A 19,806-nucleotide genomic window follows, 5' to 3' on the forward strand; every position below is an offset into this window, starting at 1 on the left:
GACACACGCATTCAAGGATCCTATGAGCAAGCCCACTGCCGACAACGCGCCCAACGCCGCTGCCAAAGGCGCCCCCGCTGTCCCTGCGAACTTCCTGCGGCCGATCATCCAGGCCGACCTGGACTCGGGCAAGCACAGCAGTATCGTCACCCGTTTCCCGCCGGAGCCCAATGGTTATCTGCACATTGGCCACGCCAAGTCGATCTGCGTCAACTTCGGCCTGGCCAAGGAATTCGGCGGCGTCTGCCACCTGCGCTTCGACGATACCAACCCGGCCAAGGAAGACCAGGAGTACATCGACGCCATCCAGAGCGATGTGAAGTGGCTGGGCTTCGACTGGGCCGGCGACGTGCGCTATGCCTCCGACTATTTCGACCAGTTGCACGACTGGGCGGTCGAGCTGATCAAGCGCGGCAAGGCCTACGTCTGCGACCTCACCCCTGAGCAAGCCAAGGAATACCGCGGCAACCTCAAGGAGCCGGGCAAGAACAGCCCGTTCCGCGAGCGTAGCGTGGAAGAAAACCTCGACCTGTTCGCCCGCATGAAGGCTGGCGAATTCCAGGACGGCGAGCGTGTGCTGCGGGCCAAGATCGACATGGCCTCGCCAAACATGAACCTGCGCGACCCTATCCTGTACCGCATTCGCCATGCCCACCACCACCAGACCGGCGACAAGTGGTGCATCTACCCCAACTACGACTTCACCCACGGCCAGTCGGACGCCATCGAGGGCATTACCCACTCGATCTGCACCCTGGAGTTCGAAGGTCATCGTCCGCTGTACGACTGGTTCCTCGACAACCTGCCGGTGCCGGCACACCCGCGCCAGTACGAGTTCAGCCGCCTGAACCTGAACTACACCATTACCTCCAAGCGCAAGCTCAAGCAGCTTGTGGACGAAAAGCACGTCGATGCCTGGGACGACCCACGCATGTCGACCTTGTCCGGCTTCCGTCGCCGTGGCTACACGCCGGCTTCGATCCGCAACTTCTGCGAAATGATCGGCACCAACCGCTCCGACGGTGTGGTCGACATGTCGATGCTCGAGTTCAGCATCCGTGACGACCTGGACCGCACCGCGCCACGCGCGATGTGTGTGCTGCGCCCGCTGAAAGTGGTCATCACCAACTACCCTGAAGGCCAGGTCGAGCAGCTTGAGCTGCCACGTCACCCGAAGGAAGACATGGGCGTGCGTGTGCTGCCGTTCTCCCGCGAGCTGTACATCGACCGCGACGACTTCATGGAAGAACCGCCGAAGGGCTACAAGCGCCTGGAACCGGCCGGTGAAGTGCGCCTGCGCGGCAGCTACGTGATTCGTGCTGACGAAGCCATCAAGGACGCCGACGGCAATATCGTCGAACTGCGCTGCTCGTACGACCCGGACACCCTCGGCAAGAACCCGGAAGGCCGCAAGGTCAAAGGTGTGATCCACTGGGTTCCGGCTGAAGGCAGCGTCGAATGCGAAGTGCGCCTGTACGACCGCCTGTTCCGCTCGCCCAACCCGGAAAAGACCGAGGAGGGCGGTAGCTTCCTGGACAACATCAACCCGGCTTCGCTGCAAGTGCTCAGCGGTTGCCGTGCCGAGCCGTCGCTGGCACAGGCGCAGCCCGAGGACCGCTTCCAGTTCGAACGCGAAGGCTACTTCTGCGCCGACCTGAAAGACAGCCAGCCGGGTCGCCCGGTGTTCAACCGCACTGTCACCCTGCGTGACTCCTGGGGCAGCTGAGGAACCGCCGTGCTTACCATCTACAACACCCTGAGCAAAACCAAGGAAGTCTTCAAGCCGCTGGATGGCAACAAGGTGCGCATGTACGTGTGCGGCATGACCGTGTACGACTACTGCCACCTTGGTCATGGCCGCAGCATGGTGGCGTTCGACCTGGTCACCCGCTGGCTGCGCAAGAGCGGCTACGAGTTGACCTATGTGCGCAACATCACCGACATCGATGACAAGATCATCAATCGGGCCAACGAGAACGGCGAAACCTTCGACGCCCTCACTGCCCGCATGATCGACGCGATGCACGAAGACGAGCGCCGCCTGAACATTTTGCCGCCGGACCAGGAGCCGCGTGCCACCGACCATATCGCTGGCATGCACGCGATGATCCAGACCCTGATCGACAAAGGGTACGCCTACGCGCCAGGCAATGGCGATGTGTACTACCGGGTCGGCAAGTTCGTCGGCTACGGCAAGCTGTCGCGCAAGAAGATCGAAGACTTGCGTATCGGTGCACGCATCGAGGTCGACGAAGCCAAGCAGGACCCGCTCGACTTCGTCCTGTGGAAGGGTGTCAAGCCGGGCGAGCCAAGCTGGGAATCGCCATGGGGCCCGGGTCGCCCGGGCTGGCACATCGAGTGCTCGGTCATGTCCACCTGCTGCCTGGGCGAGAGCTTCGACATTCACGGCGGCGGCAGCGACCTGGAGTTCCCGCACCACGAGAACGAGATTGCCCAGAGCGAGGCGGCCACTGGCAAGCAGTACGCCAACGCCTGGATGCATTGCGGCATGATCCGTATCAACGGCGAGAAGATGTCCAAGTCGTTGAACAACTTCTTCACCATCCGCGACGTGCTCGAGAAGTACCACCCGGAGGTGGTGCGCTACCTGCTGGTGGCCAGCCACTACCGCAGCGCGATCAACTACTCGGAAGACAGCCTGCGTGACGCCAAGGGCGCGCTGGAGCGCTTCTACCACGCGCTGCGCGGCCTGCCACGGGTGGCGGCCAAGGGTGGCGAAGCGTTTGTCGAGCGCTTCAGCGTGGCGATGAACGACGACTTCGGCACCCCGGAAGCCTGTGCCGTTCTGTTCGACCTGGTGCGCGAGATCAACCGCCTGCGCGACAGCGACCCGGAAGCGGCTGCCGGTCTGGCCGGTCGACTGCGCGAGCTGGGGGATGTGCTGGGTGTGCTGCAGCTGGAGGCCGATGACTTCCTGCGTGCCGGTGCCGAAGGCAAGGTCGATGCGGCTGAAGTCGAGGGCTTGATCCAGGCGCGCCTGCAGGCGCGTGCGGACAAGAACTGGGCTGAGTCCGACCGCATTCGCGATCAGCTGACCGCCATGGGTGTAGTGCTGGAAGACAGCAAGGGCACGACGACCTGGCGCCTGGCTGACTAAAGCAACTGGGGCTGCGCTGCAGCCCTTCGCGGGCACGCCCGCTCCCACAGGGATAGCGCACACTTGAGATGTCGCGCCAACCAGTGGGAGCGGGCGTGCCCGCGAAGGGCCGCAAGGCGGCCCCCGCTTTTACTTCGCTAGACCCGCAAGCGGGCAGTGCAATACCAGCCTGGCCCACAGGGATAGCGCACACTTGAGATGTCGCGCCAACCAGTGGGAGCGGGCGTGCCCGCGAAGGGCCGCAAAGCGGCCCCAGCTTTTGTTTACCTAGACCCGCAAGCGGGCAGTGCAATACCAGCCTGGCCCACAGGGATAGCGCACACTTGAAATGTCGCGCCAATCCTGTGGGAGCGGGCGTGCCCGCGAAGGGCCGCAAAGCGGCCCCAGCTTTTATTTGCCTAGCCCCGCAAGCGGGCAGTGCAATACCAGCCTGGCCCCACCCAATTCGCTTTCGCCAATCTCCAGCCCGAACCCATGCAGGTCGACAATTGCCGCCACGATCGACAACCCCAGCCCGAAGCCGGCATGGCGGTGGCCTTCATCGCTGCGATAGAACCGTTTCAGTACGGCCGTCCGCTCTTCTTCGGGAATACCTGGCCCGCTATCCTCGATCGCCATGTGCACGCCGTTGTCATCCAGCGTGGCGCTTATGCGCACCCGACCACCCTCGGGCGTAAACTTGATCGCGTTGCCCACCAGATTCGCCAACGCCTCGAACAGCAGTTCGCGATCACCGTGCAGTGCCGGTAGCTGCGCAGGTTGGTGCAATTGCAGTTGAATGCCGCCATCCTCGGCCAATGGCAGGTAAAAATCGTGCAGCTCTACCAGCAGTTCATGCGGGTCAAGCTGGACGAAGCCGGCGCGGCGCTGGCGGTCTTCCAGCTCGCTGATGCGTAACAACCCGCGAAAGCGCGCCATCAAGGTGTCGGTTTCGCCAATGGCTTGGTCCAGCGCTTCGGCTTGCGCAGAATCCACGTCGCTTTGCTGGCGAATACGGTACAGCTGGGCGCGCAGGCGGGTCAGCGGTGTGCGCAGGTCATGGGCAATGTTGTCGCATACACCCTTGACCTCATGCATCAGCCGTTCGATACGGTCAAGCATGGCATTGACGATCGCCGCAAGCATGTCCAGCTCGTCGCGGCGGGCCGACAGTGGCAGGCGGTGGGTCAGGTCGCCGGCGACGATCAGTTCGGCCTGGGCCTGGATCGCCCGTATACGCTTGAGCGGCCTGCGCCGTAGCAGGTACCAACCGGCAAAACCCGGGATCAGGGTCAGCGAGATGCCCCAGAGCAGGGCGTGCAGGATGATCCGGGTAACCACGAACAGCGAGCCATTGTCACGCACCAGCACCAGCCACCGGCCATCCTGTACCTTGATTGCCACCGCGTCGCAGCTGTCGCGGGGCATGCGTGGGTCGTCGGCATCCAGGCAGCGTTCCAACTCATGGATCTTGCCGTCCAGTCTGAGTTCTGGGGGCAAGGCCCGCACGGTGCCGCCAATCGGGTTGAGCTGGCTATCGAACAGGCCGTAGGCGTCAAAGCTGCGCTCCTCGAAGGCCTGGCTGGCAATCAGGGCGTCGTCCAGTTGCTTGCCGCTCATGTGGGCGAACAGGTGCTGGCGCTGCAGCATGGAGTGACGGGTGAGTTTGTTCAGGTAGCTGGATACCTCGAAGTACAGCACCCCCATGAGGATGCTGCTCCAGGCCACGAACAGAAAGCTGTACAGCGCCAGCAGGCGGCTGGTAGAAGAGCTCCAGCCTTTAGACGGGTTCAGCAATGGCATAGCCGGAGCCCCGTACCGTACGGATCAGCGGCGACTGGCCGGGTGAGTCGATCTTCTTGCGCAGGCGGCCGATGTGCACGTCGATCAGGTTGGTGCCCGGGTCGAAGTGATAGCCCCAGACCTCCTCGAAAATCATCATCCGCGTGATCACCTGGCCGCTGTGGCGCATCAGGTACTCCAGCAGCTTGTACTCGGTGGGCAACAAGTTGAGGGTGTTGTCACCGCGGCGTGCCTCGTGGCTGATAAGGTCCAGCTGCAGATCGGCAACCTGCAAGCGGGTCTGAGTCGTGGGTACGCTGTTACGGCGCAGCAATACCTCGACTCGCGCGGCCATTTCGTCGGAGGCGAACGGCTTGGTCAGGTAGTCGTCCCCGCCTGCACGCAGGCCGCGCACCCGCTCATCGACGTCGGAGAGGGCGCTGATCATCAGGATCGGCGTAGCGATCTTGAGGTTGCGCAGGGTGGTGACGATGGTCAGGCCGTCGACCTCGGGCAGCATGCGGTCCAGGGTGATCAGGTCGTAGCCGCCCGCAATGGCTTTGGCCAGGCCTTCGCGGCCATTGTCGGCCCAATCCACTTCCAGACCGTGGCTGGTCAGTTCGGCGACGATTTCCTGGCCGGTGACGGCGTCGTCTTCGATGGTCAGTACGCGAGGCATGCTGGTTCCTGGGCATCTAATGGAGATCTGATTGTGCCAAAGAATAGACAACCGGCGATTTAAGAAAAATTCATCTAGCGGGCACCGATGCCTTCGGCATGCATGATCTGCGCAATGATCGGTACCGGTGTCATCAGGTGCGAGCGCATCATGGCGCTGGCAGTTTTGGCATCCCGGGCGAGGATCACCTCGACCAGTGCCGCATGCTCCTGGCGCTTGAGCGCCAGCGCCTGTTCGGAAAACACCGTCTGCGTCAGCCACAGGTGGCGGTAGCGCTCGGCCTGATCGAACAGGTAGGTGCGTGCCTGCAGCAGGTGCTTGGAGCCGCAGCCCGAGGCAATGGCAGTATGGAACGCCTTGTGCCGCTCGTCCCACACATCCAGCCGCTGCTCGCGAGTTTTCACTTCCACCACCTTGGCCAAGGTATGCGAGTGGGCCAGCACCGACGCCTCCCAGGCATCGTCACCGCGCTCGATGGCCAGGGCAATGATCATCGCTTCCAGGTTGGCGCGGGCGTCGTAGATGTCGTTCATCTCATCCAGCGACATGGGCGCTACCCGGTAGCCTTTCTGGCTGATCGCGTTGACCAGGTGCTCGGCCACCAGTTGCGACAGTGCTTCGCGCAGCGGGCCCACACCCAGGTCGTAGCGTTCCTTGAGGGTGCTCATCAACAGCTTTTCACCGGGCTTGAACACCCCGCGGATGATGTCCTTCTTGAGCCTCTCATACCCGCTGAATGCTGAGTTTTGTCGGGGGGCGAGCGCTTCCAAGATCCTGTTCCTCAAAACGTTTTGCCGATCATACCGAAACCCTCTGCCGACGAAAAACAATGGACAAACGTGGTTATTGTCGTTGAAATATAAAAATGTAGACATTTTTAGTTAGTAGCGATATTTTTACCTCGCCCGCACTGATCCAGGTCATGACCGGACGGCGCCACCTACTTTTTTAGCCAGGACACTGCCATGAACGCCTTTACGCAGATCGACGAACTTGTCATGCCACTGCCTCTCGAACCGCAGGGCTACACCATCGCCCCCTCGAAACAGTCGCCGCGCCTGCTGGAACTGACCTTTGCCCGGGAAACCGTCGAAGCGTTCGTGCAGGCCGTTGCCCAATGGCCGGTGCAGGCATTGGAGTACAAGTCGTTCCTGCGTTTTCGTGTAGGCGAAATCCTTGACGAGCTGTGCCAGGGCACGCTGCGTCCGGTGCTGCTCAACACCATCCTCGACCGTGCCACAGGCGGTATGCTGATCACCCCGATCGGCCTGGATGACGTGAGCCAGGCCGAGGACATGGTCAAGTTCACCACCGCCTGCGCTCACCTGATCGGCCGTTCCAACTATGACGCCATGAGTGGCCAGTTCTATGCGCGCTTCGTGGTGGTCAACAGCGACAACTCCGACAGCTACCTGCGCCAGCCGCACCGGGTCATGGAGCTGCACAACGACGGCACGTTCGTGAACCAGATCACCGACTACGTGCTGATGTTGAAGATCGACGAAAAGAACATGGAAGGCGGCAACTCGCTGCTGCTGCACCTGGACGACTGGGAGCAGTGCGAGGCGTTCTTCCGTCACCCTTTGGCCCGCCGCGAAATGCGCTGGACCGCACCGCCGAGCAAAAAGGTTGCCGAAGATGTGTTCCATTCGGTATTCGACACTGATGCCGAAGGCCGGCCGACCATGCGCTACATTGACCAGTTCGTGCAGCCGGAAAACTACGAGGAAGGTATCTGGCTGAACGCCTTGTCCGAGTCGCTGGAAGGCAGCGGCAAGAAGGTCTCGGTACCGGTAGGCGTAGGCAGTTTCCTGCTGATCAACAACCTGTTCTGGCTGCATGGCCGCGATCGCTTCACCCCGCACGAGGGCCTGCGCCGCGAACTGATGCGCCAGCGTGGTTACGTCGCCTTCCCCAAGCCGCTGTACCAGCGCGGGCAATAATGACAGGGCGCGGGGCGGGCGCCCGCCCACGCGTTTTTGCACAAAACTATGCCACCAGGCCCCGTGCGGGCTTTGGTGAGCCTGCCAGGCAATGCCTGCGTGTGAGGTAAGGCTGTGTACGATTTCATCATTATTGGCGGCGGGATTGTGGGCATGTCCACGGCCATGCACCTGATCAAGGTCTACCCGGACGCGAAGATGCTCCTGCTGGAGAAAGAGTCTGGCCCGGCCCGCCATCAGACCGGCCATAACAGCGGCGTGATCCACGCCGGCGTGTATTACACCCCCGGCAGCCTGAAGGCGCGCTTCTGCCTGGAAGGCAACAAGGCGACCAAAGCCTTCTGCACCCAGCACGGCATTCGCTTCGATGAGTGCGGCAAGCTGCTGGTAGCCACCAACGATCTGGAAATGCAGCGCATGAAGGCGCTGTGGGAGCGTACGGCGGCCAATGGCCTGGAACGCTACTGGCTGTCGGCCGACGAGTTGCGCGAGCGTGAGCCCAACATCGTCGGTATGGGGGGCATCTTCGTGCCGTCCAGCGGTATCGTCAATTACGCCCAGGTGACGGCTGCGATGGCCGCTGAGTTCCAGCGTGCCGGTGGCGAAATCCGCTATGGCGCCGAAGTGGTCGGCCTGCAGGAGCAGGCAAATGAAGTGATCGTGCGCACCCAGCGTGATGAACTGCACAGCCGTTTCCTGGTGACCTGCTCGGGGCTGATGGCTGACCGCGTGGTGGGCATGCTCGGGCTGCGTACCGAGTTCGTGATCTGCCCGTTCCGTGGCGAATACTACTTGCTGCCCAAGCAGCACAATCAGATCGTCAACCACCTGATCTACCCGATTCCCGACCCGTCGATGCCCTTCCTGGGGGTGCACCTGACCCGCATGATCGATGGCACCGTCACCGTAGGCCCCAACGCTGTGCTGGCGATGAAGCGCGAGGGCTACCGCAAGACCGATGTCAGCCCCAGCGACCTGTTCCAGACCCTGACCACGCCCGGCATCCTCAAGGTGCTGGCGAAGAACTTCCGCCCGGGCCTGATCGAGATGAAGAACTCGCTGTTCAAGGGTGGGTACCTCAAGCAGGTGCAGAAGTACTGCCCGAGCATAACCAAAGCCGACCTCACGCCTTACCCGGCCGGCGTGCGTGCCCAGGCGGTGTCGCGCGACGGCAAGCTGATCGACGATTTCCTGTTCGTCAACACCGCGCGCAGTGTCAACGTGTGCAACGCACCGTCGCCAGCCGCGACCTCGGCCATACCGATCGGCGCCTACATCGTCGAGAAAGTGTGCGAGCAGGTTGGCCTGCAGGGCGGCAGCTTCCCCAAGGCCGACCGGTCGGCCAACCATAGGGCCGCCAGCTGACCCCCCGGTAACACCTTCTGCGGTTTCGTTTTACTCAACCCGTACTGCCCTGCTCACCATTCAGGGCAGGGCGGGCTTTTTTCGCGCCTGCGTCGGTGACGTGCAGCCGGCGGCCCCTGCGTGGGCATGACAAAAACAACAAGGTAGCGCCATGCAAACCCACAAGAACAATTTGAGTCATGGATTGAAATCCCGGCATGTCACCATGCTGTCCATTGCCGGCGTGATCGGCGCCGGGCTGTTTGTCGGCTCTGGCCGCGCCATCGCCGAAGCGGGGCCTGCCACCATCCTGGCCTATATCCTGGCGGGCGGCCTGGTGGTGCTGGTCATGCGAATGCTGGCTGAAATGGCTGTTGCCTCCCCGGACACCGGCTCGTTTTCAACCTACGCTGACCTCGCCATCGGCAAATGGGCCGGTTACACCATCGGTTGGCTGTACTGGTGGTTCTGGGTGCTGATCATTCCGATCGAGGCCAATATCGCCGCTACCATCATCAACTCCTGGGTCCCGCAGCTGGAGATCTGGGTGTTGTCGTTGGTGATCACGTTGCTGCTGACGGCCACCAACCTGTTCAGCGTGAAGAATTACGGTGAGTTCGAGTTCTGGTTGGCACTGGTCAAGGTGGTGGCCATCGTCAGCTTCATCGCCCTGGGTGTTTGCGCCATTTTCGGCCTGTTGCCGGGGTCCGGCGTCAGCGGCGTCTCGCGTTTGTGGGATACGGGGGGCTTCATGCCCAACGGCTTTGGTGCGGTGCTGAGCGCGATGCTGATCACCATGTTCTCGTTCCTCGGGGCCGAGGTGGTGACCATTGCTGCGGCTGAATCCGACGAGGCGGGCAAGCATATTTCCAAGGCCACCAATTCGGTGATCTGGCGGATAACGCTGTTCTACATCCTGTCGATCTTCATCGTCATCGCACTGGTACCGTGGACCGACCCACGCCTGGCGACCGAAGGCTCTTATGTCACGGTGCTGGACACCCTCGGCGTGCCAAATGCCAAGGCCATCATCGACTTCGTGGTGCTGACGTCGGTGACCAGCTGCCTCAACTCGTCGCTGTACACCGCCTCGCGCATGGTCTATTCGCTTAGCCGCCGTGGTGATGCCCCGGCCTGTGCCCAGATAACCAGCCGCAGTGGTACACCCGTGGTGGCAGTCTTGTTGTCGACGGGGGCTGCATTCCTGGCGGTGATCGCCAACTACCTGGTGCCGGCCCAGGTATTTGGCTTCCTCATGGCAAGCTCCGGTGCCATTGCCTTGCTGGTGTATCTGGTCATCGCCATTTCCCAGCTGCGCCTGCGCCAGCGCCTGACGGCACAGGGCAAGACACTGGGTTATCGCATGTGGCTGTTCCCGTGGCTGACCTGGGGGGTGATCCTGTTCATCAGCGGTGTACTGGTATTGATGCTGTTCCGCCCGGATCATCGCCTGGAAGTGGTCTCGACGATGGTGCTGGCGGTGTTGGTGGTGTGCTCGGGGGTGCTGGTGACCCGGCGCCGGGCGCGTGGCGGGGCCGTGGCTGGCGTAGGGCAGGGCGCCTGATTCGTCCGGCCTGAAGACAGACGAGCAAGACGCATCAGGCTGTGAGAGGATGTCCGCCAACAAAGCCAGGACCCTGAACGCAGCCTGATGAAGACACCTAAAAGAATCGAACCGTTGATCGAAGACGGCCTTGTCGACGAAGTACTACGGCCGTTGATGAGTGGCAAGGAAGCCGCTGTGTACGTGGTGCGCTGTGGCAGCGAGGTACGCTGCGCCAAGGTCTATAAAGAAGCCAACAAGCGCAGTTTCCGCCAGGCCGCCGAATACCAGGAGGGCCGCAAGGTACGCAACAGCCGTCAGGCCCGGGCCATGGCCAAGGGCAGCAAGTACGGCCGCAAAGAAGCCGAAGATGCATGGCAGAACGCCGAAGTGGCAGCGCTGTTCCGTTTGGCCGCCGCCGGGGTGAGGGTGCCCAAGCCTTACGACTTCCAGGACGGCGTGCTCCTGATGGAGCTGGTCACCGATGCCGATGGCGATGCGGCCCCACGGCTGAACGACGTACACCTCGAAGCGGAGGATGCCCGCGCGTTCCACGCCTTCGTCATTCGCCAGGTCGTGCTGATGCTGTGTGCCGGAATGGTGCATGGCGACCTGTCCGAGTTCAACGTGCTGCTCGGCCCGGACGGGCCGGTGATCATCGACCTGCCGCAGGCAGTGGATGCAGCCGCCAACAACCACGCCTTCAGCATGCTGCAGCGCGATGTGGACAACATGGCCCATTATTTCGGGCGCTTTGCCCCGGAGCTGAAAAGCACCCGCTATGCGCAGGAGATGTGGGCGTTGTACGAGGCCGGCGAGTTGCTGCCCGACAGCCCGTTGACCGGGGTGTTCGAGGATGACGAACATGAAGCTGACGTAACCGGGGTGATGCGCGAGATCGACGCCGCCCGGATGGACGACGCTCGCCGCCGTGCAGCACGCGCCGAGGCCGAGCATGGGCCGGCCAAGGCAGAGGAGGTAACGCCGCCCTGGCTGCAGTAGTTTATTCCTGTACCGCCTCTTCGCGGGTTTACCCGCGAAGAGGCCAACACAGGCAAACCCCGGCCGTTGCCATTGACGCAAGACACAATCTCGTCATTTAGCCTTTTCACTGGCGCGCGACAGGCATAAGGTATACGCCGTTCAAATTCCCTGGAGCTGTCATGTCCAACCAATTCCCGTCCGTTCGTCCCCGCCGCCTGCGGCAGAACGAGTCCCTGCGCACGATCTTCCAGGAAACCGAGTTCCGCCTTGAAGACCTGATCCTGCCGATCTTCGTCGAAGAGGGCATCGATGATTTCGTGCCGATCACCAGCATGCCTGGTGTCAACCGTATCCCCGAGAAGCTGTTGGCCCAGGAAATCGAGCGCTATGCCCGCGCCGGTATCAAGTCGGTGATGACCTTTGGCGTATCGCACCACCTGGATGCCGATGGCAGCGACACCTGGAACGAAAACGGCCTGGTTGCGCGCATGTCGCGTATCTGCAAGGACACCGTGCCGGAAATGGTGGTGATGTCCGACACCTGCTTCTGCGAATACACCAGCCACGGCCACTGCGGCGTGCTGCATGACCATGGCGTGGACAACGACGCCACCCTGGCCAACCTGGGCAGGCAGGCAGTCATCGCCGCTGCTGCCGGTGCCGACTTCATTGCCCCCTCGGCGGCGATGGACGGCCAGGTGCAGGCTATCCGCAGTGCCCTGGACGGTGCTGGCTTCCACGACACCGCGATCATGGCCTACTCGACCAAGTTCGCCTCGTCGTTGTATGGCCCCTTCCGTGAGGCCGGCGGCACCGCACTGAAGGGCGACCGCAAAAGCTACCAGATGAACCCGATGAACCGCCGCGAAGCGGTGCGCGAGTCGCTGCTCGACGAGCAGGAAGGGGCGGACGTGCTGATGGTCAAGCCGGCCGGTGCCTATCTTGATGTGATCGCCGACATCCGCGCCGCTTCGCGCCTGCCACTGGCGGCGTACCAGGTGAGTGGCGAGTATGCGATGATCAAGTTCGGTGGGCTGGCCGGTGCCATCGACGAAGGCCGGGTGGTGCGCGAAAGCATTGGCGCAATCAAGCGTGCCGGTGCCGACCTGATCCTGACCTACTTCGCCATGGACCTTGCGCGCGAAGGTATCTGAAGCCAGGCCTTGGTCATGAAAGCCGCTGCCATTGCAGCGGCTTTTCTTTGGGCGCCGTTGAATAGTGCCGCAAACGCACAAAAAAACAGTAAGCGCTGAATTATTTAGTGTCCTGTTGTATCTGATCCCTTAGAGCATTCATCGACAGGGATACGGGTATGAAACCTCGCAAGAAAAGCGTCCAGCCAATCGGCCTGAAGGACATTACCATCGTCGACGACGCCAAGATGAAGAAGGCGATCACAGCCGCCGCGCTGGGCAACGCCATGGAGTGGTTCGACTTTGGGGTATATGGCTTCGTCGCTTATGCCTTGGGCAAGGTGTTTTTCCCCAACGCCGACCCCAGCGTGCAAATGATCGCGGCCTTGGCCACCTTCTCGGTGCCGTTCCTGATCCGGCCTCTTGGCGGGTTGTTCTTCGGCGCCTTGGGCGACAGGTTCGGGCGGCAGAAAATCCTCGCCGCGACCATCGTGATCATGTCCCTGAGCACCTTCGCCATCGGCCTGATACCGTCCTATGCAAGCATTGGTATCTGGGCGCCGATCCTGTTGCTGCTGGCCAAGATGGCCCAGGGCTTTTCGGTGGGTGGCGAATACACCGGTGCCTCGATCTTCGTTGCCGAGTACGCGCCTGACCGCAAGCGCGGCTTTCTCGGCAGCTGGCTGGATTTCGGTTCGATTGCCGGCTTTGTCCTGGGCGCAGGGGTGGTGGTGCTCATTTCCACGGTGCTGGGTGAAGAAAAGTTCCTCGAATGGGGCTGGCGCCTGCCGTTCTTCCTGGCCCTGCCGCTGGGCATCATCGGCCTTTACCTGCGCAATGCGCTGGAAGAAACACCTGCGTTCCAGCAGCACGTCGACAAGCTGGAGCAGGGCGATCGTGAAGGCCTGGCGTCCGGGCCCAAGGTGTCGTTCAAGGAGGTGGCCACCCAGCACTGGCGCAGCCTGGTGACCTGCATCGGCGTGGTGATTGCCACCAACGTCACCTACTACATGCTGCTTACCTACATGCCCAGCTACCTGTCGCACAACCTGCACTATAGCGAAGACCATGGCGTGCTGATCATCATCGCGATCATGGTCGGCATGCTGTTCGTGCAGCCGATCATCGGCCTGCTCAGCGACAAGTTTGGCCGACGGCCGTTCATCATCGTCGGCAGTGTCGGCCTGCTGGCCTTGGCCATTCCGGCATTCATGCTGATCAACAGTGGGGTGCTTGGGCTTATTTTCGCCGGCCTGCTGATCATTGCCGTGCTGCTGAACTTCTTCATCGGCGTGATGGCCTCGACGCTGCCGGCCATGTTCCCCACGCACATCCGTTACAGCGCCCTGGCCAGCGCCTTCAACATCTCGGTGCTGATCGCCGGCCTTACCCCAACCCTCGCTGCGTGGCTGGTGGAGACCACAAACGACCTGTACATGCCTGCCTATTACTTGATGGTGATCGCTGCTGTCGGCCTGGTCACCGGCCTGACCATGAAGGAAACCGCCAACAAGCCCCTGCGCGGCGCCGCACCCGCGGCGTCAGACATCGAAGAGGCGCGTGAACTGCTGCAGGAGCACCACGACAACATCGAGCAGAAGATCGAGGACATCGATGCGCAGATCGCCGAGTTGGAAGCCAAGCGCGAAAAACTGGCACAGCAGCACCCGCGTATCGAATGATCAGCGCGGCATGTAGCCACGCTGCCAGGAACGCGGTATGAACCGCGATACCAGTGCCAGCACGCAGGCCAGCGCACAGCTGCCGGCCAGCGCCTGCAGGCCCAGGTGTTGTTGCAACCAGGCGCCGAGCGCGGCGCCCAGCAACATCCCGGCCCAAGGTACCAACTGCACCCGCCAGCCATTGCGCCGCTCGCCCAGCAGCCAACGCCCCAGGCCGCGGCCGAAACGCGACAGGGCGCCCGTTACGTAAGTCAGGCCGATGGGCAGGCCATTCACCTGCTCGACTACTGCATTGATCATGCCCATGGCCAGCGTGGCCGCCAACAGCGCAGGGAAGGTGGCCGGCAGCGGCCACGCTGCCGCGAAAGCCAGCAGTGCGGCAACCACCAACAACACCGGCCAGGCTCGACGGCGCAATCCGTGAGCCAGGAGCACACCCAGCGCATTGCCCGCGACAAAGCCCAGTACCGCGCCACTGAGGCGTAGCACCAGGGCCAGGTCTGCTTCACTGATGGCCACCGCCAGGCGTGTGGTGTTGCCACTCATGAACGACACGAAATCGCCCAGTGCCAGCAAGCCGATGGCATCGGTCATGCCGGCCAGCACCGACAGGGCGGCGACCAGGCCGAGGCCGACGCGACCACGCATTACCTGCAGGCGCAAACGCCTGGCTGAGCGCGCGGGGAGGGCGTTAGGGAGCATGTGCAGGCCTCAGGGCAGCAGTTTTTCGCGGGCCAGGGTACCTTTGATGGTGCGCTCTACCACATCGACCAGCACCATGGTCTGATGGTCGACCTCGATGTTGAGCAGCTCACCTGGGTGGTAGCTGGCGAAGGTGGTCTGCCGCAGGGTTTCCGGGATCAGGTTGATGGTGATCACGTTGTCCTCCACGTCAGCGACCGTCAGGCTGCAGCCATTGACCCCGATGAAACCACGCGGGAACACGTACTTGCCCCATTGCGGCGGCATGCGGAACTTGATGAAGGCGCCGGTTTCCTTGATCGACAGCTCGACGATCTCGGCGGTGGTGGCGATGTGGCCAGCCATCAGGTGGCCGCCGACTTCGGCGTTCATCTTCGCCGAACGTTCGATGTTCACGCTCCGGCCAGGCTTGAAGCTGCTCAGATTGGTGCGTTCGAGGGTAGCGGTCATGGCGTCGAACCTGACTTGGCTGCCGTTGATTTCGGTCACGGACAGGCAGGTACCTTCGACACTGACGCTGGCACCGATTTTCAGCTCGTCGAGCAGTTCCGGGGTGAGGTCGATGGTGAACTGGTTGTGGCCCGGGTAGGTGGTCACATCAAGCAGAGGGCGGACGGCCTGGACGATGCCGGTGTACATGGAGTTGCTCCTGGGCACGGAAAAGAAAACTTCCGAACGCTATGCCCGTAGCGCAGTAAATGCAAGACCGGCTTCCTGGCTGGCAAGCCGGCTTGCGAGTCTGGCGCCTGCGCGGGGCAGGCGGCGTGCTTGTGGGCGAAACCGGTTTGCCGACGGCAGGGCCACTGCAGATTCAAACATGCCCGCTGCTGTTGACGATCCGCAGGCACAGCGCCTCGTACGGATCCAGGTTCACCATCAGGCGCCCGTCCTCGGTCAAATCGCCTTCGACCGTCTCGTTGATCATGTCGACCACCGGCCCAGGTGTGAACCCGGTCAACAGCAGTTCCTCGGCAATCGCGTCCTGGCCGAAGTTCAGCGCAGTGATCTGGATACCGCGCCCGGCTGGCAGCTCGTGCACCATCACCAGCAGCCCCGGGCTGCTCACCTCAGGTACCAGCACCTGACGGCTGGTGGCGATGCCGTAGGCCTGGCGCACAGCCAGCAGTTTCTTCACCTTGCAGGCAAATGAATCACTCTCGTCCAGCTGCCTGTCCAGGCTGCCGTACAGCGCCCGGGCACGCGGCATGCCCCGCACAGAAGCCTCTGCCTGTGGGTCAAGCCCGGCCAGGTCATAGCCGCCCCGGTGAATCCAGCGGGTATCGCCATCGAGCATGCGTTCGGCAACCGCTTCGGCGGGCAAGGGCAGGGCACCGACCAGGTCCCAGCCGGACAAGGCGACCACCCCCGGCTGCATGGCGTTGTACATGACCAGCAGCAGGTGCACCTTCTTGATCAGTTCGATATCCGCTACGCCAATCTGTTCGAGGTCGCGAATACCCAGTGCAGCAGCGATCAGGCTGGCGGTGGTGCAGGCAATGCCGTTGGTCACGAAGCGCAGGTTGTACGGCGCATGTTCCCCCGACAGCCGTTCGTAGATTTCTTCGCGGATATGTTCACGCAGGATGCTGCCAGGCAGGGTCTGGCCCTTGTACAGGTACATGTCGTGCGCGTGCAGTGTCCAGAAGTGCACCAGCTCCACGGTCAGCTCGTCATGGTTTTGCAGGGCATGGATCAGCGAGGCCGGGTCGATGCCGAAGGCGTGCATCTCCTTGAGCATCAGGCGCAGGAACTCGGTGTCGCCCGTCAGCAGCGCATGCTGGTAGGCCGGCCGGGTAATGAAATCGTAGGACAGGTCGGCACCACCCTTGGACATCTGCGCAATGTCATCGAGGGTCAGGTTCAGCTCCTGGAAGCTGAAACCGCCGGCCTTGCGGATCATGCCACCGATCAGCTGGTTGCCGACGAGCGACAGCGGGTGGCTTTCTGACCAGGCGGTGCCGCTGGCGCGGGTTTCCACGCCGAGAAAGCCGTTGGCGTCCAGGCGCAGGCCGCGTGCACCCAGGCAGTCTAGGGCGTGCAGCGCGTCACCAATGATCATCTGTTCGGCGGCGAAGGTAGGGTCCAGCCAGTTCAATGAGGGCTGGCCTTCTTTGAAGTAGTGCAGGTACACCCAGCGGCGGGTCTTGCCGTCGACGCCTGTGATCGGCGGCGTGGCGCTCCAGTCGGTTTCCTTCACGCCCGGCTCGAAGAAGATTACCCGTTGCAACTGGCCAACGATGTAATGGCGCGCCTTCAGCTCGTCACACTGCGCTGGCAGGAGATTGACCGCATCGCGCCCGGCGGGCACCTCGGGCAGCAGCGTCCAGTCTTCTTCACGGATCTCGACCATGTGGTACAGCCCCGGGTAGGGGCCATGGGCGAGCTCGGCCAGGCGGAAGTCGGCGCCCTTGCCGGTGTGCGAGGGGATCAGGTCGTCGATGGTCACGGCATTGTGCGCAGCGGCCATGCGGCTCATCTGGATCAGTTCCTGCTCGCTGCCGTACAGTGGGTCGATGTCGAAGCTGATGCGGTCGAAGTTGCCGTCCACGCTGGGGGTGAGTTCGCGGCCGCGGATGCCACCGGACAGTTTGATCGGGCCGGTGTGCAGGCCCTGTACGCCGATCTCCGACAGTCGCTTCCACAACGCTTCGTGGGCCAGGGCACCGAGCACCGAGCAACCCTCGGGCGCGATGATGGCGTCGGGGTAGACCGTCAGCCACACCGAGGCGATTTCGGTGGCGCGGCGGGGCTGGGCCTCGGCATAGGGTTGCTGCCACAGGCGCGACTGGCCTGAGTACAGGCTGGCGCGCGCCTGGGAGGCCTTGAGCATGGCGCGGTCTTCGAGCCATTTGACGTACGACGGGTCGGGCTGGGTCATTTCGCGTCCTCTTTGCGTGTCGGCACCGGCTCAGGTTATGACGGCGCTGCGGCCTGAACGTTCGGCTCGAGATGGGTGTTGGTTTCTTCGCGGGCTTGCCCGCTCCCACAGGCTGTCATACCGCTGAAGATTTGCGCTGCACCTGTGGGAGCGGGCGCGCCCGCGAAGAGGCCGGGCCTGCAAAGGCAGGATCAGCGCCGGGCCGACAACTGCTGCGGTGCCAGAAACGCATCATGGAAGTAATTGCGCACCGCCTGCATCGCCGGGCTGAATGCCCGTTCCCGGTGCCAGGCCAACCCCACGCTCATCGGTGTGACCGGGTCGCTGATGGTCACCGTCTCGATGCGCTTGCCCTCCAGCGACCACGGCCGGTGCACCAGGTCCGACAGGATCGCCACTCCGCTGCCATTGGCGACCATGCTGCGCACGGCCTCCACCGAACTGGTCCGCACCCTTACGCTTGGTCGTTGCCCGGCCTGCTCCCAGTAGCGCATGGCACTTTGCTCGGCCTCATCCACGGTCAACAGGATGAACGGCTCACAGGCCACCTCGGCCAGGCTCACGGCCGAGCGCTCGCACAGCGGGTGATGCCCGGGCAGCCACAGCCGGCGCTCGGAGTTGAACAGGGTTTCCGAGACGATGTCGGGGTGGGTGAGGTTGGCGGTGAGCACCACCGCCATGTCAAAACGCCCCTCCAGCAGGCCTTGCTCGATGGCGCTGCGCTCCTGCTCGTACAGCTCCAGGGTCACGCCTGGATGCCAGTGCTCCAGGCGCTGCAAGTGGTGTGGCAGGAAGTAGCCGATCACCGTGTAACTCGCCGCCAGGCGCAACAGGCCACTGGCACGCACGTCCGGTAGCGGGCTGTTCAACGCATCGTCGACACTGCGCAGGATGACGTAGGCACGGTTCAAGAAGTGGCGGCCGGCTTCGGTCAGGCTCATGCCTTGGGCCGAGCGCTGGAACAACAGCACGCCGAGCATCGCTTCCAGCTCCTTGATGGCTGTGGTCACTGCCGACTGGGAGATGTTCAGGTGGATCGCCGCTTGGGAGATCTGGCCGATTTCAGCGGTGGCAACGAAGTAGCGGACCTGGCGCAGGGTGAGTGACACGGTAGGCTCCCGGGGTATCTGTTTTTCAGAAGGTACCCCATCTGTTTATAGATCTTCCCAAGGGGGTGCAGAGAATCTAACGTGGCTTGCATGCAGTCACAAGTGCCAGGAGACGCGGTCATGCAAGCAGTGGATTTCAACTCGGACATGGGGGAGGGCTTTGGCCCGTGGACCATTGGCGATGGCGTCGATCACGAACTGATGGGCTACATCAGCAGCGCCAACATCGCCACCGGTTTCCACGCCGGCGACCCCGGCACCATGCGCCGCACCGTCGAGCGCGCCAAGGCACTGGGCGTTGCTGTGGGGGCACACCCGGGGTTCCGTGACCTGGTCGGCTTTGGCCGCCGGCATATCAATGCCTCGGCGCAGGAACTGGTGGACGACATGCTCTATCAATTGGGCGCGTTGCGTGAAATCGCCCGTGCCCAGGGCGTGCGTTTGCAGCACATCAAACCGCACGGGGCGTTGTACATGCACCTGGCGCGTGACGAAGAAGCCGCGCGCTTGCTGGTGGAAAACCTGCGGGTGATCGAGCCGGAACTGCTGCTGTTCTGCATGCCAGGTTCGGTGATCTGTCGCATTGCCCAGGAACTGGGGCAGCCGGTGATTCGCGAGTTCTATGCCGACCGCGAGTACGACCTGAGCGGGTCGATCGTGTTTACCCGCAATGTGCGTGGCTACGAGCCCCAGGCCGTTGCCGAGCGGGTGCTGCGTGCTTGCCGGCAAGGCGTGGTGCGCACGGTCGAAGGCCAGGACCTGGCGATCGAATTCGATTCCATTTGCCTGCACAGTGACACCCCGGGCGCGCTGGACCTGGTCGAGGCCACGCGCAGGGCACTGGATGCGGCCGGCATCGTGGTGCGGGCACCGCGCTGAACCCGTCAGGCATCCGGCAAACCGACACGCCGGAGCCCGTGCATCTTGTTT

General features: G+C 62.7%; 16 protein-coding genes. 9 read left to right on the plus strand and 7 right to left on the minus strand.

Going from position 1 to position 19,806, the window contains the following annotated elements; translation table 11 throughout:
* Nucleotides 1–22 precede the first annotated feature (22 nt).
* Both AC3WLP_RS13685 and cysS read left to right on the plus strand, forming a co-directional pair.
* Complete coding sequence (locus AC3WLP_RS13685; RefSeq protein ID WP_003248073.1) at nucleotides 23–1,726, plus strand: glutamine--tRNA ligase/YqeY domain fusion protein; 1,704 nt, start codon at nucleotides 23–25, stop codon at nucleotides 1,724–1,726.
* A 9-nt stretch (nucleotides 1,727–1,735) separates the two neighbouring features.
* Complete coding sequence (cysS, locus tag AC3WLP_RS13690) at nucleotides 1,736–3,118, plus strand: cysteine--tRNA ligase (RefSeq protein ID WP_014756440.1); 1,383 nt, start codon at nucleotides 1,736–1,738, stop codon at nucleotides 3,116–3,118.
* Between the two features lie 390 nt (nucleotides 3,119–3,508).
* Here cysS and AC3WLP_RS13695 read toward each other — a convergent pair whose 3' ends face one another.
* The 3 genes from AC3WLP_RS13695 to csiR all read right to left on the minus strand — a co-directional run bounded on the left by AC3WLP_RS13695 (nucleotide 3,509) and on the right by csiR (nucleotide 6,328).
* On the minus strand, nucleotides 3,509–4,900 hold the full coding sequence (locus tag AC3WLP_RS13695) for a sensor histidine kinase (protein WP_017147660.1): 1,392 nt from the start codon (nucleotides 4,898–4,900) through the stop codon (nucleotides 3,509–3,511).
* Nucleotides 4,878–5,558: a response regulator transcription factor gene (locus tag AC3WLP_RS13700; RefSeq protein ID WP_010953809.1), complete on the minus strand. Its 681-nt coding sequence runs from the start codon at nucleotides 5,556–5,558 to the stop codon at nucleotides 4,878–4,880. The genes AC3WLP_RS13695 and AC3WLP_RS13700 overlap by 23 nt, the downstream gene beginning before the upstream one ends.
* A 74-nt stretch (nucleotides 5,559–5,632) precedes the next feature.
* Entirely contained in the window at nucleotides 5,633–6,328 is a 696-nt protein-coding gene (csiR, locus tag AC3WLP_RS13705; protein WP_088512232.1) for a DNA-binding transcriptional regulator CsiR, read from the minus strand.
* A 195-nt stretch (nucleotides 6,329–6,523) separates the two neighbouring features.
* Between csiR and glaH the strand changes: the two genes are divergently transcribed.
* The 6 genes from glaH (at nucleotide 6,524) to proP (ending at nucleotide 14,187) form a co-directional block, all read left to right on the plus strand.
* Complete coding sequence (glaH, locus tag AC3WLP_RS13710; RefSeq protein ID WP_010953811.1) at nucleotides 6,524–7,501, plus strand: glutarate dioxygenase GlaH; 978 nt, start codon at nucleotides 6,524–6,526, stop codon at nucleotides 7,499–7,501.
* 114 nt (nucleotides 7,502–7,615) lie between these two features.
* The gene (lhgO, locus tag AC3WLP_RS13715; protein WP_088512231.1) at nucleotides 7,616–8,866 is read left to right on the plus strand and encodes an L-2-hydroxyglutarate oxidase; all 1,251 of its coding nucleotides are present in this window, start codon (nucleotides 7,616–7,618) and stop codon (nucleotides 8,864–8,866) included.
* A gap of 151 nt (nucleotides 8,867–9,017) precedes the next feature.
* A complete protein-coding gene (gene gabP / locus AC3WLP_RS13720) occupies nucleotides 9,018–10,409 on the plus strand; it encodes a GABA permease (RefSeq protein WP_064490700.1) in 1,392 nt (463 codons plus the stop codon).
* A gap of 87 nt (nucleotides 10,410–10,496) precedes the next feature.
* Nucleotides 10,497–11,390 carry a PA4780 family RIO1-like protein kinase gene (locus AC3WLP_RS13725; protein WP_019437052.1) on the plus strand — a complete coding sequence of 298 codons (894 nt, stop codon included), beginning with the start codon at nucleotides 10,497–10,499 and terminating at the stop codon, nucleotides 11,388–11,390.
* Between the two features lie 161 nt (nucleotides 11,391–11,551).
* Nucleotides 11,552–12,526: a porphobilinogen synthase gene (hemB, locus tag AC3WLP_RS13730; RefSeq protein ID WP_020192985.1), complete on the plus strand. Its 975-nt coding sequence runs from the start codon at nucleotides 11,552–11,554 to the stop codon at nucleotides 12,524–12,526.
* Between the two features lie 158 nt (nucleotides 12,527–12,684).
* Nucleotides 12,685–14,187 carry a glycine betaine/L-proline transporter ProP gene (gene proP / locus AC3WLP_RS13735; RefSeq protein ID WP_064490698.1) on the plus strand — a complete coding sequence of 501 codons (1,503 nt, stop codon included), beginning with the start codon at nucleotides 12,685–12,687 and terminating at the stop codon, nucleotides 14,185–14,187.
* Here proP and AC3WLP_RS13740 read toward each other — a convergent pair whose 3' ends face one another.
* The 4 genes from AC3WLP_RS13740 to AC3WLP_RS13755 all read right to left on the minus strand — a co-directional run bounded on the left by AC3WLP_RS13740 (nucleotide 14,188) and on the right by AC3WLP_RS13755 (nucleotide 18,876).
* The gene (locus AC3WLP_RS13740) at nucleotides 14,188–14,889 is read right to left on the minus strand and encodes a YoaK family protein (protein WP_088512230.1); all 702 of its coding nucleotides are present in this window, start codon (nucleotides 14,887–14,889) and stop codon (nucleotides 14,188–14,190) included.
* Between the two features lie 9 nt (nucleotides 14,890–14,898).
* On the minus strand, nucleotides 14,899–15,528 hold the full coding sequence (locus AC3WLP_RS13745) for a riboflavin synthase subunit alpha (RefSeq protein WP_088512229.1): 630 nt from the start codon (nucleotides 15,526–15,528) through the stop codon (nucleotides 14,899–14,901).
* Nucleotides 15,529–15,700: 172 nt separating this feature from the next.
* Nucleotides 15,701–17,767 carry a maltose alpha-D-glucosyltransferase gene (treS, locus tag AC3WLP_RS13750; RefSeq protein WP_088512228.1) on the minus strand — a complete coding sequence of 689 codons (2,067 nt, stop codon included), beginning with the start codon at nucleotides 17,765–17,767 and terminating at the stop codon, nucleotides 15,701–15,703.
* A gap of 191 nt (nucleotides 17,768–17,958) precedes the next feature.
* Nucleotides 17,959–18,876, minus strand: coding sequence for a LysR family transcriptional regulator (locus AC3WLP_RS13755; protein WP_010953821.1), 918 nt, complete (start codon nucleotides 18,874–18,876; stop codon nucleotides 17,959–17,961).
* A gap of 120 nt (nucleotides 18,877–18,996) precedes the next feature.
* Between AC3WLP_RS13755 and AC3WLP_RS13760 the strand changes: the two genes are divergently transcribed.
* Complete coding sequence (locus AC3WLP_RS13760; protein WP_064490695.1) at nucleotides 18,997–19,755, plus strand: 5-oxoprolinase subunit PxpA; 759 nt, start codon at nucleotides 18,997–18,999, stop codon at nucleotides 19,753–19,755.
* The last annotated feature ends 51 nt before the right edge of the window (nucleotides 19,756–19,806 follow it).

This window comes from Pseudomonas sp. FW305-E2, assembly GCF_058782925.1.